The sequence below is a fragment of the Shewanella sp. SM29 genome, from assembly GCF_025654245.1.
GTDB lineage: Bacteria > Pseudomonadota > Gammaproteobacteria > Enterobacterales > Shewanellaceae > Shewanella > Shewanella oncorhynchi.
The window spans coordinates 41,050-65,580 of record NZ_JAKKRN010000026.1 but is presented as its reverse complement, the minus strand read 5'-3'; the positions used below and the strand labels follow the sequence as shown (position 1 = coordinate 65,580).

The following is a 24,531-nucleotide window of genomic DNA, read 5'->3' as shown; positions in this document are numbered from 1 at the left end:
GGATGCCAATATTTACTTCAATGCCAGTCAGTGGGCCGACGCAGATAATGCCGATGCAAAGAGCGCTCAAGCAGGAAATCAAGAATCGCTTAGCTTCAGCGCCAATCGTGGCTGGCGTTATATCACGATTGATACTGCCACTGAGTTTAGCGGCGTAACACTGACCTTAAGCACAGGCACGAGTAACACACCCGATCCGGTGCTCATTGCCAACGCCTGCGCGACGCAATCACCTTTAAGTTATGGTGAACTCAGTGCTGGCAAAGCCATTTGCACCGCCGATGGGCGCAACGATTATTACCTTTGGGTACCAGAGGGAACGAATCAGCTAAGCATCAACTCCGCCCACGGCAGTGGTGATGTTAGCCTATTTTCGGGAACGACTTGGGCGAATGCTCAACACTTCGATGCAGCCTCTGTGACACCCGCCAACACGCGGGAAAGCATCACAGTCAATGCACCAAACGTGGGGTGGTATTACATCACAGTGCAGAGTGAGCCCCAGAGTGCGGGAGTCGCACTGCAGGTTGATTTACGCTAGTTTGATGACTCGCATTGCTTAAGTAACCTGAACTCGATGTATGGACTCCACCAACCTACAGTAGTAAGTTGGTGTCGACCAAAACAAAAGGAGTCCATACATGAGTAAGCCTACAATAATATCTCTCGACCTTGCAAAAAAGTCATTCAAGTTTGTAAAGTGAATCCATATGGTGAGTTGTTATTCAATAAAGCCATGTCACCACAAAAAACGAAAGAGCTTCTTGCAAACTCTCCTCCTTGTATCGTTGCTATGGAAGGCTGTGCTAGCTTTCACTACTGGGCTCGAGTCGCACAATCATTTGGACATGAAGTCAAAGGGATGGCACCTAAAAAAGTAAAACCCTATATCAGCAATCAAAAAACAGACGCTAATGATGCTATCGGCATTGCCATCGCATCAACACAGTTAGGAATGACTTTCTGCCAGGTTAAAGACCTATCACAACAGAACATTCAAGCGATTCAAATCAGCAGAAAATGGTTCGACCGAACAATCACATCACTGGGTAACCACATACGAGCGTTGTGTTTTGAATATGGCGCTATCATCACGTTAGGTAAAAAGTCATTAAGGCAAGCCATCACTCACTTTATTTCGCCAGAATCAACAGACTTACCTGAGCAAATCAAACCATTGCTCATGATTTTATGGCAACAATATCAAACAACAGAAGAGCACTACAAAGCGGTAACGTTACAGTTAAAGCAGTGGGTCACTCAATCAGAACCTTGTAAACGCTTGATGAAACTCGAAGGCGTTAGTCATATTGGTGCAGCCGGTTTACTGGCTTGCTTAGGTGACGGTCAAGGTTTTAAGAATGGCCAGCATGCGGCTGTCTTCGTTGGTGTTACCCCTAAACAACACAGCAGTGGAGGTAAGGTTGTTATGATTGGAATAGATAAGCATGGTGGCGATAAATACCTGCGTTCAATCCTCTATCAAGGCGCACTCTCTGTTATATCAAGGCTGCCAGTATAGGCAAAAACCTATAAACAGCAATGACTTATCAATTTAGTCAGGCGAGTGGATATAAAACGTGCTTGTGTCGCGTTAATCAATAAAACCGTTCGCACCGCATGGCATTGCTCAATTACAGAACCGAATATAACAGTCAGACCATATAGAATTGTTAGTGCGCACTGTTCTTGTCTTCAAATCATCCCAAAATATCTAAATTTAAATACGACTGTATACCCATACATTGTTAGGCGATTTACGGCAGGATCAAACATTAGGAAAAAAGACGAGAATTTGTATGGTAACAGGAGCGAGAGTTTTTGATTAAGCTAACGAGCTGAAACACGGAATGAGGCATAAACGTGCCAGAACTGATCGGCCTGACACGAGTTTGAACAAAAGCAAGTCACCCCAAGGATACTTCAATACCCTCCAACAAGATGGTTAGCGTACGTTATCGTTCCATTGGGCTTCAAATCCCTAAAATTTAAAAATCAGATGTTGTGTTAAATTTATTCTTTTTCAAAACATCTGCAATTGCTTCATCTAACTGTTGTTGAATATCTAAAGATAGTCGACCAAATTCATAAGCGAAGTTTCGCCCTTTAATACGCTTTCTTGCATAAATGCCAGAACTATCAAATGTTGCAAGATTAGTAACACTAACCAGTGCTTTATTCTTCATATCCTTAGCGATCAGAAGTTCTGCTTTTATCGCTTTGGTGATAGCTGATTTACGTTCTTCCCTTGAATATTCAGCCTGAATAATGACAACTTTTTTAGTCAAAGTATTGATGAATGATAGTAATTCATCTTCAAATTCATATACTTCCATAACGTTATTCAGCAAAGCGTAGTCAGTATGTGACAAGTCATTTGCCACAGGAAAAAGCTTCACCAAACGTTCATCGACCTTAGCGGCTTTTAAAGCTTTACTCACACCAGCCTGACTCATTCCAAGTTGAGCAGCTACTTCAGCCTGTGTAATCTTAGGATTCGCTTTTTCCAAAGATAAGCATTGTTGGCCAATTTCACGTAAGTTATGTTCTTTTGCGGTTTGGAGCTGTTTAGCTAGAGCTTTAGCATCTGAAAGTGAAATATCATCTTTAGTTACCAGTATGCGAAATATATCAACTTCACCATTTTGCAGTAAAAACCAAGCTCTGCGTCGAGAACCATCTAGCACATCGAGTTTACCATTCACTTCTCTAGCGACGGCTGGGTAAAATTGCTGGAAAGCTAATGAATCGAGATCTTGTAGAGAATCTGCATTTAATAATGTCTGGTCACGCCCGTTAACATCGAAAGTCACATAGGTACTATCGCGAACTTGTTCATATGATAACGTTGCTTCGGTAAATGTAGCGGTAGCACCAGAAGCTAATTGCCATAAGAAACTTTTACCTACAGATTCAAGACCAAATAGATTTTGAAGAGATAACGTAACGTCTTCACTTACTTTTTCTATTTCAGTTGTAATTTGGCGTTTTAAAGATTCAATATTAGCTTTGGCTGCATTTATTTGTGCTTCTTCTGCACCAACAGCATTACCTAGTGGGCTCATTACTCCGCGTTTTTTAGCCATTATGCTTGCTCCTGTTCACGCCAGACGTTCACAATATCTCTTAGAACTTGGCTGGTTACTTCATAACAATTTTGCTGTGCACTTTGGAAAGTCGCTTTACTTTTAGGGTATTCACTCTTAGACATATCGAACACAGTTGAAAGCAACGAAGATGACTGACGAATAGCTTCACTATGTTTAAATTCATTTGAGTACATATAAGGCGCAAAATGATCGTATAAACTATTCATTAGATCGGTTGTTGTAGCGCTATCACGATGATTTGTAATTAAAATCTTCATAAAGTCATAACCATGATGATTCGCATTAGCCAATAAAGCCCACACTTGAGGGATATAACTAAAATAGGAACAAGTAGCATCAATGTCGTTTTCAGTGATGGACAACGGGAAAACTACACTGGTAGCAGCAAAATATGCATTATAAGTTGCATACCCTAATGAGGGAGGGGTATCGATAATGATGATATCAAATTCATCTTGAACAGCATCGATGATCGTGTTCAAAAGAGAGTATGGAGACTTTAACTTTTGACCAAATACTTGTTCATGAAACCAACCTTCAATAGCTCTATCACTTTGTGATGCCGGCAAAATACGGAGATTAGGTATAGTTGTAGGTAAGAATGCGTTTGAAACGACTTGTTCAAGAGTCTCACCTACATCTAGATCAAAATTATTCATCATGAGATCGCCAACAGATAAACAACCTTCTAGATCCGCTTCAGGAGCGTAATACATGGACAAAGTAGCTTGACCATCCATATCGATAAGACCTATTCGATACTCTTGATGAAACTCTGTAGCCAAGCCTGAGGCGATTGTTGCAGCAGAAACGGTTTTACCAACACCACCTTTTTGATTTTGTATAACTATAACCTGCATTTTTTGGTTATCACTGCGCTTAAATTTAGATGCTTTACGCAAATTTTCTGGCAGCAAATCTCGTAACTGATACATTTCTTCTATGTTGATTAGCCATTGAGAATCTTCATGCCGCCTTGGATCAAAATCCGCTGTAGATACATATTTATCAAGTGTTTTTGCGTCAATATCCAAATAGGTAAAGGCTTCTGCCCGCGTAAATTTTCGCAACTCTTTCCGGTGATTAGACAATAAGCGTTGGTTACGTCGCTTAATATAGGCATCAGCCCCCATTTTAAGCACTTGAAAAGTCTCTGTAGTCTGCATGCTATCCATGAAATCCTCCTTAAATAATTAAATATAAGTGTATACCTTAATATTTAAGGTGTATACTTATATTCGATGGAATCACTATTTTAAAGGTAAAAGTACCCGAATTTGGTCAGACTGTTAATGTGGCCAAACAACGAAATACGGAAGTTGAGGGTATTGAAATGAGAAATGATGGATAAAAATACGGCCAATGATGATGGTCAAGATCATCACTGGCCTGTGCCACAACCTAGAATAAAGGTAACTAAACTTATGTCACAATTTCAGTATAACCAAATTGAAAAAGCGCGTCTAATTGACTTACCAATGATCCCATCGGGATTGTTGATTCAATGGTTAGTAACGAAACCTGATTGGTTACAACAGCGAGTATTTAAACAACTAACACTTCAACAATAAACCATAGAGAGCAGGGATTAAGTTCCTGCTCTTTAATGCCAGGTCTAAATATCTTTATCAATTTTAAACTTTCTTACTCTTCGCTCATACTCAAGTGATCTTACAATAAAATGGTTCAACCATTTTATATGAATCAACTCCTCTTGCTTTTGGAAATCTCAGTTTTACTCCGTTTCTTCGCTACTTTGGCACTTAGCTTGCAAATTCCTTCTGCTAGACGCTTTTTCTTTAGCGACTGACTATACAGCGCGTTTGAATTTTAATGGTCGTAGACAAAATTTACTTACAGCACTGCTTTTAGATATCGCCCCTAGCGTTAGCTAGGAATTGGCGAGGCATTATGTGTTTAGTGGATTTATCCACTGCTTTTGATTCCTTTTAATAAGTTATCTTTTACTAATAAGTAAGCTCTTAAAAGAAAAAAGCTTTTGGACTCCCGAATTTTACTCCTTTTTCTTACTCCCAATTTAATAAGGATATACATACCTTATCCACAAGAAATACGAACCTATGAGAAGAACATACGAAATAACGTCAATCACTATCAGAGAGAGATGAAAATTTAGTGAAATTTAAGCCTTTAACTAGCAAAATTAGCTGTTATTTATCGTTGGGGTAGGGAAGGGCGCCGCCATATGACGGTAAACTTAAAACAGCGATTAATGCGTACTGGGGGGATTAACGTTAGAGGAGAAAAACATATCTGCCGTAAATCGTTGCCTCAATGGCAGCTGCCGCTTGAAGCAACGCCACGTAAACGATAAACCATTATCAAGAGCTTTCTGATACGAAAACTTAATTTGCGCTCTTATATCATCGGAATAAACACCGATCGATTGCAAAAATTGAGGTGATAGCCACTTATAAGCAGCGCGAGAACGAATCGTACCTTCTTCATCGGCTTTTTTAACTTCTTGAACCAGGTAGACGCCAGCAAGTTTAAGCATATCTATAAAACGATACCAAGTTGAGCTTGGTATCGCTTCACCCCAGCGCTTAGCATGAGCAAGCATGAGTGCATCATGGCTGGTAGGATCGAACCCTATGTTTTTAGCTTTACCCACTTGCCCACTCATAAGATCGCATGTAGTTATCAACGTAACTGATATCTCAAATAGCTTTCTCTTAGTACGTTCAGACATTGTTCGTGATACGCCACCATTATCAACGTCTAACTTTCGGCTATAAATCAGCCGGCGCGCATTGTTGATCACCACATTAAAATATCGAGGTAAACGGCTACCTTTAAGTTTAAAACCGTCAAGACTAGCTTTATAGGCATTCGAGCCCACATCATGCTTATTATTTTTGACATGAAGAGCAGCCGCGCGTTTTTCGTTTCGTAGTCTCTGACGCTTCTGACGTGCTTTATCTGCGTTAGATTTTTGCATGAGACACTACCACAACGCACGCACGAAAAGATGATCTCAAGATCAACTGACGCTGGCATATGGGGTTTAAGTGTCTTAAATTTTGGTGCTGCAAAGGTACGCAGCCATTGAAATAATTAGGCATTATATTGATTCCACATGTTTTAGGGCTGTTTGAATGGTTAGTTCAAACATTGCTGATCACTATAATCTGATCGATCGCAAAGATCAACGATCTTTCAATGGCTTGAATTTTAGGCACAAAAAAGCCGACCCATGTGGTAAGTCGGCTTTGTTGTCGAATGCTTCACGTCAGGGAACCACCCCCAACACACTCTAATTTTGAAAAATACACTACATAGAAAACTATGTAGTAGCGTGCTATGTAATGCACTTTTGCTTCAAAATCTACTTCGTATTTTAATAGCTCATCAAAAAAATTGCAAGGCCAATGCAAAACAGATCAACTATGCATCTGAATCGGGGTCGAATTGCAATTTCTCCTTAACAGCCTCAACAGTTAAAGCCGTAATTGTTTGATATTTACCATCTTTTACTGCTTGGTCCATCAATTCTTTAAGTTTCTTTGGGCACCTAAATGTCACAAGCTCAGTTTTAGACGAAGTAGGAGGGTTATAATTTTTTTTCATAATAATTCATTTTGTATTGACCACCCTACTGTAATACAGTAAGTTTCTGTAATACAGTAATCTTGTAATTTTATTCATGATAGAACATATCGATTTTTCAATAAAGAAGTAAAAAATTATGCCTCTAAATAAAAGCGAGATCACTATTTTCCGCGAGTTGTTCCCAACTCTTACGCAACGGCAGCTGGAAGTAATGAAGGATTTTTCACTAGGGATGACGCCATCTCAATTACAAGCCAAAGCTGACTGCTCACGCACTGCAATTGAACGGCACCTTGCAGATCTTAGAGCTGAATTTGGATGCACATCATCTAATGAAATTAGAACAATATTTTTGAATAAACTATTAATACAAGTATTACGTAACTCAATTTAAATCATATTTCAAGTTAGGAATTTCCTAACTAATAACGAGATCTGTTTTCATTTATTATCTTCGCCGCGATAGTCGCACAACTAGATATAAATGAGGATTACATGTCCGATGGGAAAATTAACAAAAACCACTCAAGAATAACAGTCGTTCTTGAAGGTGATTATCACCATAAATTAGTTAATTCATGTGAACGCTCAGCACGTAGTAAACGAGCTGAAATACAGCTTCGAATTGAACATAGTTTATTAACTTTTGTCGATGCTCCACCCAAACCAATTAACCAACAATGATTAAACAAGTAATTATATTTAATTACATAAATCTCACCTAAATATATACAAAGGAAGTGTTATATGACCACCAAAACCCAACAACCTAGCGCACAACAAAGTGAAGTAAACGAAGAAATTCTAAGACTCGCAAAACATATACCCAGTGATAGCACCATATTTATAATGCGCAGCACCTTCCTATTCATCATTTGTGTCGTCGCTACCTTGCTGTTGTCTTGGGATGTACATGCTGCAGACCCGTTTGCACCGGCTAAATCAGAAATTGTTGACACAGTTGGCACCGGCTCAACTGCACAGTTCGCCATTCTCGTCGTGGGTTTATGTGCCGCTGCGATTACTGGCTTTTTAACCAAAAACTGGGGCGCAGCTATTGGGGCTTTTGTCGTTGGTATGATCTTCGTCAACGTGGCCTTAAAGGTTGTAGGTCTATAGACCGTGGATAACCCCACTCAGTTTTTTAGCATCCCTAAACACCTCAACAACACCCCTACGCTATTAGGGTTCGCGATGGATGAACTGGCCCCTGCCCTAGTGTTTTTTGGTGTGTTGTTCATGATGAATCACGCGCTCATTGGCATGGTACTAGCCTCATCATGGTTTTTAGGGATGCGCAGAATGAAATCGCAATACGGCATGAGCGTATTACGCCTCACCGCTTATTGGTACGCCCCAGCAGAATTTAGCGCTTTATTTTTAAAACGAACGCCTGCGGCATGTCGCCGCTACTGGTTACGTTAAATGATGTGAATTAGGGGGCCAATCCCCCTAAGGATGCCCCATGTTACAAAAGAACAAGATCGACTTTATCCGCATTGCCAAATCCCTCAACACACTTCTGTTAATCGGCTTTACCGTAGCCATGATCAGTAACACGGTCCTAGCAAGTATTGTATGGAAGGCCTACTTCAATAAAAGCCGCACCGTTGTGCCACCGACCATCAGCGCAGCCTTTACCGTATCAGACACGTCTATAGACGAACCGTATTTACAGCAAATGGCCGAATACTTTGCCTTTCTAAAGCTCAATGTCACGCCCGCTTCGGTAGACCATCAGTACAAACAGCTCGCGAGCTATATCGATGAAGCTGATTGGCATCAGATGCAACCTTTACTGGTTGAAGATGCCGCCATGATTAAAAAACAAAACATCAGCAGTCACTTCACCATCAATGAAACCCAAATTGCCCTTGATGATCGTCTCGTCAAAATAACGGGCACGTTAAACAAATATGTGGGCAAACGCGCGCTAGAACCCGAAACCATCAGCTACATCATTGCCATGAATTATGACCATGGCCAACTGTCGCTCAAAGCCATTAAGAAAGTGCAAAAGGACGTTAAATAATGAAGATTGCTAACCCACTTGTTTTCGCAGCCTGCGCGCTTTTTCCTATGAGCGTGTTAGCGGCAAATACGCCCCCAAAACACTACGGATTCAATGACAGTGAAACGGTTCCTATTGAGCTGTCGAGTGTCGATATCAACCGCTTAGTCGTTGAAGGTGACAAAATCACCTCGATTGATTGCCCTGAAGGATTTTGCGTTGTCACTGGCACTAAATCGGATAAATCCGGTGCAGCGCGCGTTAACCTCAATTTGGCCATGCCATTTACAGCCTATGTATCAACAGAAAAGGGCAGACATTTCGGCTTATTCATCAGCCCTAAAGCCATTCCTGCCGTGACCTCTATCTTCACTGCAGAACATTATCGAGAAGAACAACCCTCCGTTTTCGATAAGAAAACCCCTTACCCCACCATGATGACGGAGTTTACCGCGCAAATGATCCGTTACCTGAACACAGGCAAACCGATTGACGGTTATCGTGTGCATGTAGTTAGTGCCCCTGCTGAACGAAAACCGACAAATAACGAGCCGAGAGGCACAGAAACATCAATAGATGACCTTATGTTTACTCGCTTAAATGAGCTAATGCCCAAACCAGCAGGACTGACAACAGAACCTGCTTTCGTGTTCACTGGTAAGCATTTCAACGGCATCATTTATCGCGTAACCAATCACGCAGCACTCCCTGTCACCCTCACCACGGCGCAGTTCTACTCCCCAACGACGCGAGCCGCTGCCTTATCAACCTATGAATTGGCACCAAAGCAAGCAGGCCACCTCTTTGTGGTCTCGGGCGGGGAGAGCATGCAATGAAGCAACTCCTAGACTACTTCAAAAAAGACCCCGAAGCCGACTTTGAGCAAGGCAGTGCGTTAAATGAAGCCAATAAAAAACGCAATTGGGTGATTGCAGGGGTAGGGGCCACGGTACTCGGTGCCCTCTATTTAGCGGGCGACGCCTATATGTCTGCCCCTAAACGTGCTCCTGAAACCGCAGCGGGCAATCCAATCGATTTTGGTGCCGTGATTGATAAAGATTTCACCGAGAAAGACAATCAGTCTGCGCTCACCGCACAACAAATTGCCTTAGATAAGCAACAAAAAACGATTGATAAAATGCTGAGCAGCATGCAAGCCATTGAGCGCAGCAATGAAGCTAACCGCCTTGATTTAAAACGTAATTTAGAGACGTTCCAACTGACCATCACTGAAAGAATTGATGATAAGATTAATGCCGCTACCGCAAATGCAATGCAGCATAGCAATGTCACCGATGAATTTTCGACAGAGGGCATCGATGCATCTGCCTATCCCGTTAGGCAAAGCACACGCTACTTAGGTGAACAAACGCTGCCACCACGCCCGAGCGTGGGTGACGGACAAAGCGGGTATGCTGCCCCCTATCAAGGCGGCGCTATCCCGCCACCTGCAACCCAAAATGGCATCGATTCCTTTGCATTAAATTGGGAAACGCCAGAAGAAAACCTGCCAAAAAAACGCACCCCTGAGAACTATGTTCCTGCAGGTACGTTTGTAACGGCTGTCGTTACGGGCGGCGCAGATGCCAATGCGGGTGTGAATGGCCAAGGCGATACGGTGCCGATGGTATTCCAAACCACTAACCAAGGTGTACTACCTAACGGCAAGCCCTCAAAGCTCAATAACTGCACGGTTCTCGGTGCAGCTTACGGGGAAATCTCATCGAGTCGCGGCATTGTGCGCACCACTCGCCTCAGCTGTATTTTTGAAGATGAAATCATCGACATTCCAGTCGAGGCGACCGTATTTAACTATGGCCGCAATGGCATTCGCGGTACTGCCATTATGAAGAACGGCAAAATCGTTCAAATGGCGGGCATTAGCGGCATTTTGACGGGCATTGGTGAGACAGGTAAAGCACTGAGCCAAACCACATCGAACTCAGCGCTAGGGTCAACTTCAAGCGTCAATGGGGCCGATGCACTGCTCAACTTAGCCGGCAGTGCCAGTTCAAGCGTGGGTAGCAAGCTTGCTGATTACTACATCAAATTAGCTGAGCAATACCACCCGATTATTGAGCTAAATCCGGGCAATACCGTCAACATCGTTTTCCTGAAAGGCTTCCCACTCGATCCGGTTGGCATTCAAGAATACGAAGAAGCGCTAGCGCAACAAGCCCAAAATCCTGTCAGTGCCACAGCGCAAATCCTCAACACTATCAGCAACCCACTTTTAGAACAGATGCCAGGGAATATTAAGCCGCAGGCCCAAGGCGCAAACACGCCTACACCACAGCAGCAATATAACCAACAAGGCCAACGCCCCCCTGTTAACTCAGCCTTTGGCCGTGCGAATTAATTCATTTAAGGAGTGACATTTTGAACCCAATCATGAGCAAAAATGCATTACGTAACACCGGTATTATCGCACTGGCTTCATGGCTAGTGAGTGGCTGTGCAGCAGGGCTGGATGGTGACTATTCCTGCGATAAGGTGGGCGGCATCAATGGCTGTACCAATATGATGGAAGTGAGGCAACTCACCGACAGTGGTGTGTTCAATCAGCCACAAGCACAAAGCCCTGCGGTGACGGCCTTAAGCGGCCAAAGCACAACTGCACTTCCCAAGCTCGCGAGCCAACAACAAGACTTTATCCCTTTGCCACGCCGCGACCGCCACGGTGTACCGCTGCGCACCTCTGAGTCAGTCCAAAAAGTAACAATCTTCCCGTATCTCAATGAGCAAGGTGATTACGTTGATACCAGCGATGTCTACATCGTGGTCGATAAGAGCCGTTGGACGGGTAGACCTGCCAAATACATCAAGCAGGATTAAGCCATGAAACAACGTATTAAAGACGATCTCGGCGCACTCTATGCCAGCAGCAAACAGCAGCACAACCATCTGCATCATGAATTGCCCTATCGCATTTATGATGATGCCGAACAAGTATTTGAAAATGCCAATACGCTTGGTTTTGGCTTTGCCATTTCGCTGTTTGGCGGGGCTAATGACGACTTGATAAAAACCATGAACGCCTTGGTGTGCACATTGCCAGAGGGCGACAAATGGCACTATCAATTCGTCATGGTGGGTAACAACCAAGTCGGTGAACTCATCGAGCAAAATCAAGCGCTGCTCAGTGGTCGCAATGCCATTTGCGATAAATTTGCTAATAATGAAGCTATCTATGCCAAACACAGTTCGACCAAAGGCTTTGGCACCAAGCTCAGCAGCGCATACCACTACGATTTAAAGAACACCAAAGGGTTTTTCTTTGTTTCAACCACCGAGGACATGCCTGCACTGCTGGATATGCGTCTTGGCGTTGAGTCAGAACTGGCGCAAACAGGCATGCACATTCGCCGCTTAGGCGCTGACGATCTGATTGAGCATTGCCGCGAACACTTAAATTTTTCGCATCAACAAGATCGCGTCACGCCCGCTAAATATAACGAGTATCAACCTCTCAACACCCAAATTCTCAGCCCTGACAGTGAGTTCATCATTAACCGTGATTCGGTCAATATCCGTCACACACCGATGCAATCCGACAACAGTGTCGATACCACCTTAATCAATCTAGGGCTTAAAGGGCTGCCGAACGACTTTAGGCTATATGCGTTTCCCAACTGTATTGCATCACTCAGTTACACCATGAACAGTGTTCAATGCCCTTACCGTGTCAGCGTGTCTTTTTATATTAATAAAACGGGTGAGCAAACAACCCGTAACGACAGCAAAATTGGCTCACTAACCAAAACGGTCAACTCCCCTATGCGGTTGTTGATCCCCAGTGCTGCGGATGAACTGGCTGAACGCAAGGAGATACAAAAAGGACTCAGCTCACACGCCTTTAAAATCACCACCATGACATTGAATGTCACCCTGTATACGACAGAAGAGAAGCACCGCCACGACACCTCAAAGGCGATTGCGACATTTCGCACGGCAGGCATTGATTTAATCCGAAACAATAAACTGCAAGGCATGTGCACACTGTCCACCCTCCCGTTCTCAATGAGCGAAGGCTTTATGAAAGACAGCCAAAAAGCGGGCCTGTGTTTCATGATGAAAACCTCAAACTTGGTGAATTTCTTACCGATTGTTGCAGACTACAAACGCTTATCAGCAGGGTTACTCTTGCCAACAATGCGCCATCAAATTAGCTATTTCGATCCGTTTAACTGCGGCAGTGATAACTACAACATGGCGATTACGGGCGGCTCAGGGGCAGGGAAGTCATTCTTCATGCAAGCCTTGGTGAAATCCATTTTTGCCAAAGGTGGCAAGGCATGGATACTTGACAAGGGTCAGAGTTACAAAAAACTCACTCAAACATTAGGCGGCGTCTATCTCGATAGTTCACAGATTTTCCTTAACCCGTTTACCCACTTAGGCAAAGTATTAAGCGTGCGGGATGCGGGCACCTTTGGCCCTATCCTCGATGAGGAAGGTCAAACCATTGATCCCATCACCGAAGTGTTGGGAAACATCACCGCGCTTATCGCCACCATGGCATCACCTGATGAAAAGCTCACCGGATTTCAGACGGCATTACTCGGCGATGCTATTTTGCTGGCATGGCAAAAATGCGGTAACGACACGCTGATTGACGATGTGCAAAAGGCACTCTATGACATTGCCGCGCAAAAAAATGACGATACCCGTATCAGTGATATCGCCGCGCAATTAAACAAGTTCTGTTCAAGCGGTATTCATGGCGCGATTTTCAATAAGCCCTCGATGCTCGATCCCAATATCGATATCACCACGCTTGAACTCGATGGATTCAAAGGCGAGCTACAACGTCCAGTGATTTTCGCGTTGATGGTGACGATTAGCCAACAAATGTACTTATCGGGCCAACGTTCTATTCCGAAAATCTGTGTGATTGAAGAAGCGTGGTCCCTCATGAGCGGCGCGAATGCGCAAAGTAAGGACTTCATCAACGAAGGTTATCGCACAGTGCGTAAGTTCGGCGGTAGCTTTGCCACAGTAACGCAAGGCATGAACGACTTCTTTGCCAACGCCGAGGCCGAAGCAGCACTGAACAGTTCAGATATTCATATCACCTTGCGCCAAGGTGATGGCTTTGGGGATTTCTTGAACAAGCATCCTGACCACTTTTCGCCCTTCGAGCAACACATGATCAAGTCATTCCCCCGCGCCAATGATGCGGGTCATTCCTGCGTCATGCTCAAAGCGGGCGGGCTAGTGTCCTTTCACCGGATTTTTGCCGATCCATGGTCGCGCGCCATGCTCTCAACTGAACCCAAAGAGTTTGAATATTGCGAAAACTTGATTAAAGACGGCATGCAGTTACTCGATGCCATTGAACTGACAGCCCAACATTTCTATCCCGATGATATGGCCCGCTTTGATGCCATTTTGTCCGCAGCAGCAACCCACAAAGAGGCCGCATAAAATGGAAAAAACCATCATACAATCAATTTTATGGTTGGTGACGCTGGGCGTCATGCTCACCCTCTGGGTGACGCGCGAACCCAGTGTTGTCGAGTATGACATTAACGAAACCGTGGCGAGCTTTCACCAGTCAATCGGTCAAAGCGAGCTATCCGACGAACAACGCGAAAAAGAAATCACGCGATTTACCCAAACACTCGATGATGTGGTGCAGCAATACGCCATTGATAACCATGTCGTGGTGTTAGTCAGTCCCGCTGTCGTCAGTGGCGCCGTGAATGTCACCCAAGAAATTCAGCAGTCACTACTGCAAACCCTTCAAGCGCAAAACAAGGCGAACCGCGCCCAAGCGAGCGAGGTCACGCCTAAATGAATAAATTCGCGCTACTGATGCTGGCGCTATGCCCACTATTGCCGCTCAAGGCTGCGTCCATCGGCACCGTGGGGCAAGTGTTCCCCATTGCTGAAATTGACATGCTGCAGTGGATTGAAAACCGTCTGCAGACCTTTGAAAAAACGGGTGAGCTAGACAGTATGCGCGAGCAATTCCAAGAGAATGTCAAAGCCGGTGTTAAGCGCCCTCGTCCAGTTGGACTTATCACCACTAAAACACCAGAAGTGTTTTTAGTCGATCCCACTTTAACGCTGGCCAAAGATATCAATGATGCTAATGGCAACCTGATTTATCCCAAAGGGACGCGCGTAAACCCATTTGACACCAAGACATGGCCAGCATTGCAAAAGGCCAACGTCGGCAAGTTTGAGTTCAGTAAAACGCTGGTGTTTTTTGATGGGGATGATGTGCAGCAAGTGTTATGGGCCAAAGAGTTTGCAACAACCCATGACAAGCCACACACCATCAAATGGATTTTAACGGGCGGCGAACCCGAAACACTGCATGGCCAATTAGATGCGCGCGTTTACTTTGACCAGCAAGGAAACCTCAGCCGCGCATTAACACTTAAGCGCGTTCCGAGTGTAGTTAAGCAAGCAGGGGTGATGTGGCAAGTGCGCGAAATAGATGTGTCAAATTTCCCCGTATTCATGGAGGAAACAAACCATGCGACACATTAAAACCACGCTGCTATTAGCATTATTAATGGGAGTCATTCCCGCACAAGTCAACGCGCAAGCGGCCTGTACGGGCACGTTCGTTAACCCGATGACCGACATTTGTTGGTCGTGTATCTTCCCGATGACCATTGGCAGTGTGCCTATTATTCCTGGGAGCCTACCCGATACGCGCAACCCCGTATCACCCATTTCATTTTGTCCCAAACCGCCGCCTATTTTTATGCAAATTGGCTTGAATATCGGCTACTGGGAGCCTGATACCTTAGTGGACGTGACGCGCGTTCCTTACTGCATGGTCAACATGGGCATGAAGCTCGACATGAGTAATTCCCCCCAAATTGGCGGTCGCGTTACAAGTCGCGATAACGATGCCAGTGATGGCGCGTTTTATCATGGGCACTGGTACAAATACCCTGTGATCTATTGGCTGCAAATTATGCAAAGCGCAGCCTGTATGGCCACGGACAATTTTGATATCGCTTACCTAACAGAGATAGATCCACTGTGGGATGACGATGAGTTGTCTTTTATTCTCAATCCCGAAGCCATTTTATTTGGCAATATCGTGTCACAACTCGCTTGTGCCACCGAAGCCGTGGCCACTTCGACAAACAGTGTGTTGCCCTTTGATTTTCTGTTTTGGTGTATGGGCTCACAAGGCAGTGCTTACCCCCTGACTGGCACCACCAATTACCGCGACACGCCAATTCAGGCGGGTACGTTGATTTTAGAGCGCTTGAACTACAAATTGCATCGCCAAGGCATCGTATGGGAATCCCACGGTGAAGATGGCGCGATTTGCTATCAAACGCCGATGCCCCTCATGCCCAAATCCCGCTATCGCTATCAAATGACCAACACCATACCCGATGCGCTATGGGCGCACCCTTACACCACAACCACCGTTATCTGGGAAAGTGGCCACGACAACCCTGTGTCGGGTGACAACTTTGGTTTTATCAACTTCAAAAAACGCAATTGCGTGTTTTTGTGACCAATAAGGAGAGGGATTTTCGATGAAAAAGTTTGAGACCAAATTACCAACACTTTATACCGCCTTATGCACAAAAATTGTGCATAACTGCCGATTATCTTGGCGCATTAGGGGCTTAGCAGCAATGCTGAGCTTATACAGTGTTGGATTTATTTCACCCGTACTTGCCCAAACTCATTACAGTATTGACGAACTCAAAGCGCTGTCACAACAAGAGCGCCACACGTTACCGCCGCTGAACCTCGACCAAGCCGCGCTGTTTGATAAAGCCCGTCAGTTCGAAGCACAAAGCAAAGGCCAATTAGACAACGCACTATCACCATTTCTCGATGCCAAGCCCAACCCCAGCGCCGATGCTAATGGTGTGATGGTATTTGTGTCGTTGGGTATGCCTGCGACCAGTTTGCAGCAGTTACTCATGCAAAGCGCAGACTTACAGGTGCCACTCATTGTGCGCGGTGTACTGCCTCAAGGCTTTACAGCCACCGTTAAACAGATGAATCACCTTATCGATAACAAGGGTAAAACCATACAGAGCGGTTTTGCGATTAATCCCCAGTGGTTTACGCAATTCGGCATTACCCAAGTACCCGCCTTTGTTGCTGTAAGACCCAACAAATGTCAGGCAAAACAGCCCTGCAGTACCGATGACTTTGACGTGATTTACGGCAACGTTTCGTTGTATGACGCGCTGAACTTACTTGCACAACACGGCAGCATTCCCGATGTGGCAGCTAAGACATTAGCAAAGGGGGCGAAATGACTCAGTTGAATAATGCCTTAATCCTCAGTGCCATCCTCACATTGAGCGCCGCCTTGCCTGTTATGGCGGCCAACAGCGAAAAGGATTACCGCGATAATGTGCAGTGGGCCAAAGACAGTATCAAGCAGAATCAGAACAAAGCGGGTTACACCGGCTTTGACGTTAACAGCCTATGCAAAGATGCGACATGTCAGCAAGAAGTCGCTAACCCAAGCGAAAGCCGTTACTACAACAACCCGAGCGCCATGGACAGTGCCAAAATGCAAGGCATGAGCACGGATGGCCAAGCCCAAGCCGTGACGAGTGGCTTTAATAATGGCCGCCCGACGATTGATGAAAACGATCCGGCATACCATACCGCCGTTGGCTATCAAAATGATGCTTACAATATCAGCCACGGCATTTCATCTAAATATCATGACTGTGAAAAAGGGCTCGTTTGTGAAGTCGATTCTCAACCGCGTTCTTGCACGTTACCCACTAACAATCCGGTGCAATGCTACCTTACGCCCTTTGTCAAAAGCACTTCAGTATCAGAAAAAGAGCACACATTGAGCCTATCAGGTATGCCACCATTCACTATTGCGCTTCCAAATCCGAATGCTGTGATTACAGGTATTCGTAGCCAAGGAGAATTGTTAACCATAGGAACAATGAATGTTGGAAATGGTAGTTATGGAATTACTGTTGGGCCAGCAACGCAGTTACAATTTTTAATTGATGGTGTTTCATTAGGAACCGCAACGCTAGAAAAAAAATGGGATAATCGTAATCCATGTGCAGCAGGGGTATCTTCAAATTCAAAATGCCCCTATTCCATCAGTTCAATATTTACACATCAACGCAATGCGACGGAGTTTTCACTACAAATAGAAACGACGCTTCGAAGCGTAACTAAACCTATCACGACCGAAATTTACAATTTACCACTAATAATAACGACCACCGAAACTAATGTAGAAATTGGCTATAACAATAGCTGCGGTGCAGTTTTACCTGAATGCCAGAAAGTTAAATCCCAATGCACACAAGGAAATGAAACCCGCATAATCAATGGGATAAAAGTGACATTAGACTGCTGGAATGAACAAACCACCTATCAATGTGCCTTTCCCAATACCTGCGACACCATTGCAGATTGCAGTATTCAATCGACCACTTGTGACACCCAACTTGGCGGCGTTTGCATTAAAGATAAACAACAACGCCTATGTGATAAACAGCAATGCCGTGATACCGGCCTTATCTGCGGTGCAGACAGCTTTGCGCTCAGTGGTGACTATTACGATCCAGCTGCCACTCGTAGCACTGACTTTAACCATGCTGCAGCAGGACTGGCCGCCGTCAGTGACGCCGCCGGTGATGTGAAAGACAAAGCCAACATCAACGAAGACAGCGCCATCATTTTCAAAGGCAACATCATGGAGTGCAGCGATAAAGCGCTGGGGATAAGCAATTGTTGTCAGGACAGCGGTTGGGGTAACGGCATCGGCTTAACGTCTTGCAGTGAAGAAGAAAAAGCGCTGGCTACCGCCAAAGAGGACAAGCTCACCGTATCACTTGGCCAATATTGTGCTGAGAAAGTGCTTGGCGTGTGTATCCGCAAGAAAAAAGCCTATTGCGCGTTTGATAGCAAACTCGCGCGCATCGTGCAAGTTGAGGGCCGCGCGCAATTAGGCAAAAACTTCGGCAGCGCTAAAAATCCTGATTGCAGCGCCTTTTCACCTAACGAACTGCAACGCATTGATATGTCGTCAATGGACTTTTCTGATTTTTATGAAGACATGTACGACGCCATCGAACTGCCCAGCACAGACGAAATTCAAAAACGCTTACAACAGTCGGTTGGAGGAACCAAACCATGAGGACGTTGTTAAATAACCGCTTACAACATGCCGCCGCAGTGCCTTTTTTTCGGTGGTCAAGCCGCGCGCCGTTAGCGTGGTTGTCCACAAAAAAAGGGGATGTGGTGGTCAACAAGCGCAGCGCGTTAGTGCTCCTTATGCTGACAACGTTTTGCCTCGGCGCAAACGCCACGGATGCACAAGGGTGGCGCTGGTATAACGAACCGACTGCCCCCAAGAAGCAAGCGCCTAAAAAGGCCGAAACGCCAAGCGTCACACTCACGCGCACCCAAACCCTGACGCCCACCGAGCAGATGGATTGGTTTCACAGCTACTACCAAGACACGCTCAATGATGCCGCGATAAACAGCCAAGACAGCCAGAAAGTCGAAAAGGCCATGTTGCTTAATCAGTACGTCAGCAACAAGTCGTCTGAGTTTGGCATGACGTTTAAAAAGGTATTACTCGACAATCCTGAGCTGTCTTACACCAAAGACAGGCCAACAGAGCAAGCGGCTAGAAGCACCTATTTATCATTAGAGCGCAACAAGAAGATGCGCGCGGTACGCACCCTTGCCGATGCGGGATGGGGGCTGTTCTTTGTCTACAAGGGCAGTGAAGAAATTGATATTGCACTGGCGCCCAGCGTGCAGCAGTTCGCTACGCAGCATGGCATTGAGCTACTTGGCGTCACGCTCGATGGCGTTGCACTGCCAGCTATCGTGCAGAACCGTCAAAACGATCAGCACATAAACGTCCCGTTTAGTCCCGCACTCGTGTTAGTTAATCCTGGCACGGGGGAAATGAAACCGCTCGCTTATGGCTTTATCTCTCAAGACGATTTACTTGGCCGCTTCCTGAACGTGGCCACCGATTTCGCCCCTGACTTTTAAACGGAAAAATACCCATGAAACGCATCATCACTGTAATGTTAATGACTCTTTTATTCTCTTTAAGCGCTAAGGCCACCCCCATGGGGGCGGCTGTTGCAGCCAATCCGAATGATTACGCGTTAGTGTTTTTCTTTCGCTCTGACTGCCCGTTTTGCCACCAGTTCGCCCCTAAACTGAAACAGCTTGCGGCGCAAACAGGCACCTATACCTATGCCTTTTCGCTCGACAACCAAGGGATAGCAGGTTTTGAAGTGCCAATTCCTTCCACGCCAGACATTGCCGCTACTTTCTTTGAGAACCCGCGCAGCGTGACCGTACCGGCCACATTCTTGATCAACGTCAACACCCGTAAGTTTGTCCGTTTAACGGTCGGGGATGTGACGCCCTCGCAGCTTCAACAAAGCTATCTTCAATCCCTCAATGACCCACAAGTCATTGCAAGCATGCGCTAGGAGCAACATTCATGGACACGATGTTAATCATCAATATTTTACTGGCCTTAGCCATTTATAAATTCGTGCTCGTCCCCGTGCATGCATTGTTAAGTGCTGTTTGCTTGCGTGGGCTACGCACGCTACACCAGCGGATTAATGGCAACGCAGGAAGTCAATCATGAAGCATTTAGCATTAACACGCACACTACTGGGCGTTACGATTTCATTCATGCTGACAACAAACGCCTATAGCGCAGGGGTTTCAGGTTCGCTAAACGATTTCTTCAATGGCCTAGGCTATGGTACGAACGTGACTAATCCGGGCTCATTCAAAGGCCAAAGCGCCAACTACTACAGCGGAGGCAATCTCTTTGTGCGTAGCCCCATTCGCGATGCACAACTGGTGAGCGTGCAAATGCCCAGCATTGCCGCTGGCTGTGGTGGTATTGATATGTTTATGGGCGGTTTCAGTCACATCAACTCTGACGCGCTAGTGCAACAAGGTAAGGCCATCATCGCCAACGCCGCACCGTTCGCGGTCGATTTAGCCCTGCAGACGTGGGCGCCACAAATCAAACAGATTAAGGACACGCTAACGGCCATTGCTGATAAGTACCTCAATCAGTCGATCAATTCTTGCGAGAGTGCCCAAGCGGGTGTCTCGGCGCTGGCGGGGTTTGCAGGTGTTGGCAGTCAAAAATACATTTGTGCCACCATGGGTACACAAAATAACGCCTTTGCGGATTGGGTATCTGGCCAGCAAGAATGCGGCGCGGGCGGTCAAGCTAACAATCAGCTCGATAACGCCAAGAAAGATCCCGCACTAAAAGACATGGTACGCAAAAATACCAATATTGTGTGGGCCGCCATTTTAAAAAACACATTCCTTGCCAGCGATCCGACCTTGGCAGAATTTCTCATGTCGATTTCGGGCACGTATATCTATGACGCGACCGGCAATGCGCGCGGTTATGGCTCACTGCTGACCGACAACAATAACCTGATTAATAGTCTGTTAGAGGGCGGCAAAGCTGAAAGTTATCAATGCACCAATCAAGCCATTGACCAATGCTTAGCACCGACACAACAAACGATCACCATCCAAAGTAATCACGGCCTGCAATACCGCGTAGAAACCTTACTCAGAGGTATCGCCAGCAAGATGCAAAACGACCAGCCACTCACAGACAACGACAAGTCGCTGCTCGAATACACCACACTGCCCATCATGACCTTTTTACGTACCGAATTGGAGGCAGGACTTGCGCCCCAAACCAATACTTACGCCAAAATCATCAGCGTGCAGTTTATTACCCTCTATCTGCAAAACATGCTGTCGATTGTAAAATCCTCTATCACTGCGACGAACAATGATCCCAAAGACATTGATCGTATCGAGCGAGACATTATCAACGCCAACCGCTTTTTAGAAGGACTCACCGCTAAAGCTCAAAATGAGGCCGTATCGCAGCACCAGCTCATTATGCAAAACCAGCAAATCAAACAGCAAATAACGGGCGCCATGAGCGCTAAAGCTAAGGCCAACTTGAATTTTGGGGAGCGATAACCATGGCAGTTGAGATTTTCACCTACAGCAACGGTGACGTGGCCAAGCAAGTGATGAATGCCATTGCCGTGCTGTTCAAGTCCGATTCATTTGCCAGCATGATAAGCATCTGCGCACTGTTTGCCGTTGTGGCCACCGCGCTGCACTTTTTCATCAAGCGTGACCATAACGCGATTATGAAATGGTGCGCGGTTTACTTTGCCGTGCCATTGCTTGCCATGAACACCACCGCCACAGTGCAAATTACCGATTTAACCAATCCGACGGGTAACTATCGCGTGGACAATGTGCCGGCGATAGTGGCGTTTCCGGCCTCATGGGCATCGCATTATATGTATGCCACCACCCAAACGGTGGAAGATATTTTTCACGTACCGGATGATCAACAATACAGTAAAACAGGCATGATGTTTGGCTCTGAACTGTACAAGTTATCCAGACAAAGCGAGATAGAAAACACCCAACTTAAAGGCTATTGGCAGCACTACATCAGCAGTTGTATTCGCGGGGATATGCTACTCAATAATAAATACACATGGCGAGATTTAGCCAGTGCGCCGGACATTTGGGACTTTTTAGCGACTCACAACCCTTCGCCGCTACGGGCGATTCAAATGGGTTTTGATGATTACCCCACTTGCAAAGAAGCCCTTCCGCGCCTCAAGCAACTTTTCCAAGCAGACAGCGCAAAAAGCATCAAGTTACTAGGCAGTTGGATTTATGGTGAAAAGGCCACAAACCAACAAAGCTTTTTGAATACCAGCATCAGCAGTGGTTATCAAAAGTACGCCAATATCAGTCAAAGCGCGTCGCAAATCACACTGCAAAACATGACGATTAACGCCCTGCGAAATGGCCTCGCGGATGATGCAGCGGTGAGCAACAACACCGCCGCCGCATTCAACTACGCCTATACACAAAACAAAATGCAAACCACATCGATGTGGGCGGGAATGGCCCTGCAGGCGCGGGAATTTTTGCCCATGCTGCAATCGATTTTGTTTTTGCTGTTTAGCTCTGTCGCCTTTTTAGTGGTGGCGATTGCCATGATCCCCTCGCTCACGTTTCAAGTGCTCGGCAACTATTTCAAAGGCTTTATCTACCTTGGCACATGGCCAGTGATGTTTGCCCTCATTAACTTCATCATGACCACGCGCTTATCCCTTAACGCCACCGAAATCACTAACATTTATGGCGGTATCACGTTAAGCAACGTTGATCCCTTACAAGAAATGCATTCCCGCTATGCCGCCATGACCGGCTTTTTAATGATGAGCGTACCGACATTAATTGTCCCGCTCATTATGAAAGGCGGCGCGTCGGTAATGAGCAGTATGTCGCATCAGTTCGCAGGCATGATGAGCAGCGTTAACGCGCGCACCTCAGCGAGTGCGGCAAGTGGTGATATCAATTTGGGTAACGCGCAGGTGGATAACTACAGCTACAACAACACCAACGGCAATAAAATAGACACCACAGGCGTTGAACGTATACACGGCAATACCAAACAAGATGCAACCGGCTATGAGACCACCTCCTTTGATGACGGCAGACAAGTCATTAATGGCCAAAATGCTTTAAGCCGTAGCTTGCCAGTGAACATTAGCGGCAGTGACGTGGTGACGAACTCGGCCTCGCAATCTGCCTCAAACGCGATCAGTGCCAGTCAATCCACCGGAGAACAACTCAACCAAACCACAAGCGCAATCCAAAACCAGAGCAATAACTTAAGTCGTGGATTGAATAAAACCAGCAGTTATGGCGACAACAGCAGTACCAGCGAGGCAGGCAACCACCGTAAATCCGTTGCGGATCTCAGTAGCCTTGTCGAGTCTTACGGCAAAGAATTTGGCAAAACTAAAGATGAGGCATGGAATGATGCAATACGGATGAACGCCGATGCCAAAATGGGGGTCACTGTCGGCACGCCGGGCAAAGGATTGTTTGGCTCTGGCGCTTCTGCGGAAGCCAGCACAGGGACGTCAGCGTCTACCGATGAATCAAACAGCACTCGCCTAAGTGACAGTGAACGCGTGAGTCGCCTACAAAGCTATCAAGAGCAGTTTAGTAGCAATATCGATAAAGTGAAGAGCTACAGCTCAGGTGAGCAAAGCAGTAATACGCACACAAAATCGGACAGTGAAATGCAAAGTTTTGTTGATAGCATTAATCAATCTGAATCCCTAGCCAAAACCCAACACGCCCAGCTCACCGAAGCCCAAAGTTACACCGACCTCGCCAATAGCGTCAAAAGTGGCTCAATCAGTATTGGGCGTGACTTTAATCAAGACTTTGTTGATTACGTAGGAAATGCAAGAAAGCAAGAAGGTGATGCCATGGACGTGATCAAGGGGCAAACACCAGAAATGCAGCAAGAGCGTAACCAACTCGCAGCCGAGTTTGCGAACAGTCCCGAAGTCAAAGCGATGGTAGAGCAATACAAAAACCATGAATTACCGCAAAGCCGAGATGACATTATGCAGGCTCAGGAGCGCTACGCTGCCGATATTGATATCAATAAACAGCAATCACCACATTATGCCGCTGCGCCGCTCAATGACAGCCTCTACCAAACGGGCGAGTACGAACGTATTGGCGGGCATGCAGCGCAAGGCAACACGGAAATCATGCAAGACGTCTGGAGTGCAGAGAGTAAACACGTTCCCGCCAATCTGCCCTCCATCGATAGAGAGCAAGCGCGAGCCGAAGCCGAAGCGGCACACGCCCTAATACAGCCAGACAATCGAAGTGACGATGAAAAAATGGCCGAAACAGTGCGTCAATCAAGTCCCTTTAATACAGGACCAAAAATGTGATAATAGCCATGACTTTCAATCACAA

26 protein-coding genes are annotated in these 24,531 nt (G+C 45.8%); 22 read left to right on the top strand and 4 right to left on the bottom strand.

Features of this window, described 5'->3' with window-relative positions; genetic code table 11:
• The coding region (locus tag L5L77_RS16615; protein ID WP_263223190.1) for a PPC domain-containing protein at positions 1–541 on the top strand (541 nt) is incomplete at its 5' end.
• 120 nt (positions 542–661) lie between these two features.
• The gene (locus L5L77_RS16610) at positions 662–1,522 is read left to right on the top strand and encodes an IS110 family transposase (protein WP_411569239.1); all 861 of its coding nucleotides are present in this window, start codon (positions 662–664) and stop codon (positions 1,520–1,522) included.
• Positions 1,523–1,988: 466 nt separating this feature from the next.
• Here L5L77_RS16610 and L5L77_RS16605 read toward each other — a convergent pair whose 3' ends face one another.
• Positions 1,989–3,086, bottom strand: coding sequence for a ParB family protein (locus L5L77_RS16605; RefSeq protein WP_263223187.1), 1,098 nt, complete (start codon positions 3,084–3,086; stop codon positions 1,989–1,991).
• The gene (locus L5L77_RS16600; RefSeq protein ID WP_263223186.1) at positions 3,086–4,285 is read right to left on the bottom strand and encodes a ParA family protein; all 1,200 of its coding nucleotides are present in this window, start codon (positions 4,283–4,285) and stop codon (positions 3,086–3,088) included. Before L5L77_RS16600 ends, L5L77_RS16605 begins: the two co-directional genes overlap by 1 nt.
• Before the next feature lie 168 nt (positions 4,286–4,453).
• Between L5L77_RS16600 and L5L77_RS16595 the strand changes: the two genes are divergently transcribed.
• Positions 4,454–4,681 (top strand): hypothetical protein, encoded by a 228-nt coding sequence (locus tag L5L77_RS16595; protein WP_012588988.1) that lies wholly within the window; start codon positions 4,454–4,456, stop codon positions 4,679–4,681.
• Between the two features lie 659 nt (positions 4,682–5,340).
• On the opposite strand, the gene L5L77_RS16590 is transcribed toward L5L77_RS16595, so the two are convergent.
• Positions 5,341–6,072 carry a hypothetical protein gene (locus tag L5L77_RS16590; RefSeq protein ID WP_012197907.1) on the bottom strand — a complete coding sequence of 244 codons (732 nt, stop codon included), beginning with the start codon at positions 6,070–6,072 and terminating at the stop codon, positions 5,341–5,343.
• A gap of 446 nt (positions 6,073–6,518) precedes the next feature.
• A complete protein-coding gene (locus L5L77_RS16585; RefSeq protein WP_263183696.1) occupies positions 6,519–6,701 on the bottom strand; it encodes a ribbon-helix-helix domain-containing protein in 183 nt (60 codons plus the stop codon).
• Positions 6,702–6,819: 118 nt separating this feature from the next.
• Here L5L77_RS16585 and L5L77_RS16580 point away from each other — a divergent pair, with 118 nt between their 5' ends.
• From L5L77_RS16580 to traG, 19 genes are all read left to right on the top strand, one after another.
• Positions 6,820–7,077 carry a hypothetical protein gene (locus L5L77_RS16580; RefSeq protein ID WP_012197905.1) on the top strand — a complete coding sequence of 86 codons (258 nt, stop codon included), beginning with the start codon at positions 6,820–6,822 and terminating at the stop codon, positions 7,075–7,077.
• Positions 7,078–7,178: 101 nt separating this feature from the next.
• On the top strand, positions 7,179–7,367 hold the full coding sequence (locus L5L77_RS16575) for a TraY domain-containing protein (RefSeq protein ID WP_263223185.1): 189 nt from the start codon (positions 7,179–7,181) through the stop codon (positions 7,365–7,367).
• A 63-nt stretch (positions 7,368–7,430) separates the two neighbouring features.
• Positions 7,431–7,802 (top strand): hypothetical protein, encoded by a 372-nt coding sequence (locus L5L77_RS16570; RefSeq protein ID WP_263223184.1) that lies wholly within the window; start codon positions 7,431–7,433, stop codon positions 7,800–7,802.
• A 3-nt stretch (positions 7,803–7,805) separates the two neighbouring features.
• A complete protein-coding gene (gene traL, locus L5L77_RS16565) occupies positions 7,806–8,108 on the top strand; it encodes a type IV conjugative transfer system protein TraL (protein ID WP_263223183.1) in 303 nt (100 codons plus the stop codon).
• 40 nt (positions 8,109–8,148) lie between these two features.
• The gene (traE, locus tag L5L77_RS16560) at positions 8,149–8,715 is read left to right on the top strand and encodes a type IV conjugative transfer system protein TraE (RefSeq protein WP_263223181.1); all 567 of its coding nucleotides are present in this window, start codon (positions 8,149–8,151) and stop codon (positions 8,713–8,715) included.
• Complete coding sequence (gene traK, locus L5L77_RS16555) at positions 8,715–9,530, top strand: type-F conjugative transfer system secretin TraK (RefSeq protein WP_263223179.1); 816 nt, start codon at positions 8,715–8,717, stop codon at positions 9,528–9,530. Before traE ends, traK begins: the two co-directional genes overlap by 1 nt.
• The gene (locus tag L5L77_RS16550) at positions 9,527–11,053 is read left to right on the top strand and encodes a TrbI/VirB10 family protein (protein WP_263223178.1); all 1,527 of its coding nucleotides are present in this window, start codon (positions 9,527–9,529) and stop codon (positions 11,051–11,053) included. Before traK ends, L5L77_RS16550 begins: the two co-directional genes overlap by 4 nt.
• A 20-nt stretch (positions 11,054–11,073) precedes the next feature.
• The gene (traV, locus tag L5L77_RS16545) at positions 11,074–11,529 is read left to right on the top strand and encodes a type IV conjugative transfer system lipoprotein TraV (protein ID WP_012589027.1); all 456 of its coding nucleotides are present in this window, start codon (positions 11,074–11,076) and stop codon (positions 11,527–11,529) included.
• Positions 11,530–11,532: 3 nt separating this feature from the next.
• On the top strand, positions 11,533–14,121 hold the full coding sequence (gene traC / locus L5L77_RS16540; protein WP_263223177.1) for a type IV secretion system protein TraC: 2,589 nt from the start codon (positions 11,533–11,535) through the stop codon (positions 14,119–14,121).
• 1 nt (position 14,122) lies between these two features.
• On the top strand, positions 14,123–14,494 hold the full coding sequence (locus L5L77_RS16535; protein WP_263223176.1) for a TrbI F-type domain-containing protein: 372 nt from the start codon (positions 14,123–14,125) through the stop codon (positions 14,492–14,494).
• The gene (gene traW, locus L5L77_RS16530; RefSeq protein ID WP_263223174.1) at positions 14,491–15,195 is read left to right on the top strand and encodes a type-F conjugative transfer system protein TraW; all 705 of its coding nucleotides are present in this window, start codon (positions 14,491–14,493) and stop codon (positions 15,193–15,195) included. The genes L5L77_RS16535 and traW overlap by 4 nt, the downstream gene beginning before the upstream one ends.
• Complete coding sequence (traU, locus tag L5L77_RS16525) at positions 15,182–16,189, top strand: conjugal transfer pilus assembly protein TraU (protein ID WP_263223172.1); 1,008 nt, start codon at positions 15,182–15,184, stop codon at positions 16,187–16,189. Before traW ends, traU begins: the two co-directional genes overlap by 14 nt.
• A 22-nt stretch (positions 16,190–16,211) precedes the next feature.
• Complete coding sequence (gene trbC / locus L5L77_RS16520) at positions 16,212–16,952, top strand: type-F conjugative transfer system pilin assembly protein TrbC (protein WP_263223171.1); 741 nt, start codon at positions 16,212–16,214, stop codon at positions 16,950–16,952.
• Positions 16,949–18,817 (top strand): type-F conjugative transfer system mating-pair stabilization protein TraN, encoded by a 1,869-nt coding sequence (gene traN, locus L5L77_RS16515; protein WP_263223170.1) that lies wholly within the window; start codon positions 16,949–16,951, stop codon positions 18,815–18,817. The genes trbC and traN overlap by 4 nt, the downstream gene beginning before the upstream one ends.
• Positions 18,814–19,689, top strand: coding sequence for a type-F conjugative transfer system pilin assembly protein TraF (traF, locus tag L5L77_RS16510; RefSeq protein WP_263223169.1), 876 nt, complete (start codon positions 18,814–18,816; stop codon positions 19,687–19,689). The genes traN and traF overlap by 4 nt, the downstream gene beginning before the upstream one ends.
• 14 nt (positions 19,690–19,703) lie before the next feature.
• Positions 19,704–20,141: a type-F conjugative transfer system pilin assembly thiol-disulfide isomerase TrbB gene (gene trbB / locus L5L77_RS16505; protein ID WP_263223168.1), complete on the top strand. Its 438-nt coding sequence runs from the start codon at positions 19,704–19,706 to the stop codon at positions 20,139–20,141.
• 11 nt (positions 20,142–20,152) lie between these two features.
• A complete protein-coding gene (locus L5L77_RS16500) occupies positions 20,153–20,305 on the top strand; it encodes a hypothetical protein (protein ID WP_263183722.1) in 153 nt (50 codons plus the stop codon).
• Positions 20,302–21,690, top strand: coding sequence for a conjugal transfer protein TraH (locus L5L77_RS16495; RefSeq protein WP_263223166.1), 1,389 nt, complete (start codon positions 20,302–20,304; stop codon positions 21,688–21,690). The genes L5L77_RS16500 and L5L77_RS16495 overlap by 4 nt, the downstream gene beginning before the upstream one ends.
• A gap of 2 nt (positions 21,691–21,692) precedes the next feature.
• Positions 21,693–24,506, top strand: a complete 2,814-nt coding sequence (gene traG / locus L5L77_RS16490; RefSeq protein ID WP_263223164.1) for a conjugal transfer mating-pair stabilization protein TraG — start codon at positions 21,693–21,695, stop codon at positions 24,504–24,506.
• The last annotated feature ends 25 nt before the right edge of the window (positions 24,507–24,531 follow it).

Bases quoted from the DNA above. Each gene is read 5' to 3' on its own strand.
- L5L77_RS16605 (WP_263223187.1), bottom strand. From the start codon at position 3,086: ATGGCTAAAAAACGCGGAGTAATGAGCCCACTAGGTAATGCTGTTGGT.
- L5L77_RS16600 (WP_263223186.1), bottom strand. From the start codon at position 4,285: ATGGATAGCATGCAGACTACAGAGACTTTTCAAGTGCTTAAAATGGGG.
- L5L77_RS16595 (WP_012588988.1), top strand. From the start codon at position 4,454: ATGGATAAAAATACGGCCAATGATGATGGTCAAGATCATCACTGGCCT.
- L5L77_RS16590 (WP_012197907.1), bottom strand. From the start codon at position 6,072: ATGCAAAAATCTAACGCAGATAAAGCACGTCAGAAGCGTCAGAGACTA.
- L5L77_RS16585 (WP_263183696.1), bottom strand. From the start codon at position 6,701: ATGAAAAAAAATTATAACCCTCCTACTTCGTCTAAAACTGAGCTTGTG.
- L5L77_RS16580 (WP_012197905.1), top strand. From the start codon at position 6,820: ATGCCTCTAAATAAAAGCGAGATCACTATTTTCCGCGAGTTGTTCCCA.
- L5L77_RS16575 (WP_263223185.1), top strand. From the start codon at position 7,179: ATGTCCGATGGGAAAATTAACAAAAACCACTCAAGAATAACAGTCGTT.
- L5L77_RS16570 (WP_263223184.1), top strand. From the start codon at position 7,431: ATGACCACCAAAACCCAACAACCTAGCGCACAACAAAGTGAAGTAAAC.
- traE (WP_263223181.1), top strand. From the start codon at position 8,149: ATGTTACAAAAGAACAAGATCGACTTTATCCGCATTGCCAAATCCCTC.
- traK (WP_263223179.1), top strand. From the start codon at position 8,715: ATGAAGATTGCTAACCCACTTGTTTTCGCAGCCTGCGCGCTTTTTCCT.
- L5L77_RS16550 (WP_263223178.1), top strand. From the start codon at position 9,527: ATGAAGCAACTCCTAGACTACTTCAAAAAAGACCCCGAAGCCGACTTT.
- traC (WP_263223177.1), top strand. From the start codon at position 11,533: ATGAAACAACGTATTAAAGACGATCTCGGCGCACTCTATGCCAGCAGC.
- L5L77_RS16535 (WP_263223176.1), top strand. From the start codon at position 14,123: ATGGAAAAAACCATCATACAATCAATTTTATGGTTGGTGACGCTGGGC.
- traW (WP_263223174.1), top strand. From the start codon at position 14,491: ATGAATAAATTCGCGCTACTGATGCTGGCGCTATGCCCACTATTGCCG.
- traU (WP_263223172.1), top strand. From the start codon at position 15,182: ATGCGACACATTAAAACCACGCTGCTATTAGCATTATTAATGGGAGTC.
- trbC (WP_263223171.1), top strand. From the start codon at position 16,212: ATGAAAAAGTTTGAGACCAAATTACCAACACTTTATACCGCCTTATGC.
- traN (WP_263223170.1), top strand. From the start codon at position 16,949: ATGACTCAGTTGAATAATGCCTTAATCCTCAGTGCCATCCTCACATTG.
- traF (WP_263223169.1), top strand. From the start codon at position 18,814: ATGAGGACGTTGTTAAATAACCGCTTACAACATGCCGCCGCAGTGCCT.
- trbB (WP_263223168.1), top strand. From the start codon at position 19,704: ATGAAACGCATCATCACTGTAATGTTAATGACTCTTTTATTCTCTTTA.
- L5L77_RS16500 (WP_263183722.1), top strand. From the start codon at position 20,153: ATGGACACGATGTTAATCATCAATATTTTACTGGCCTTAGCCATTTAT.
- L5L77_RS16495 (WP_263223166.1), top strand. From the start codon at position 20,302: ATGAAGCATTTAGCATTAACACGCACACTACTGGGCGTTACGATTTCA.
- traG (WP_263223164.1), top strand. From the start codon at position 21,693: ATGGCAGTTGAGATTTTCACCTACAGCAACGGTGACGTGGCCAAGCAA.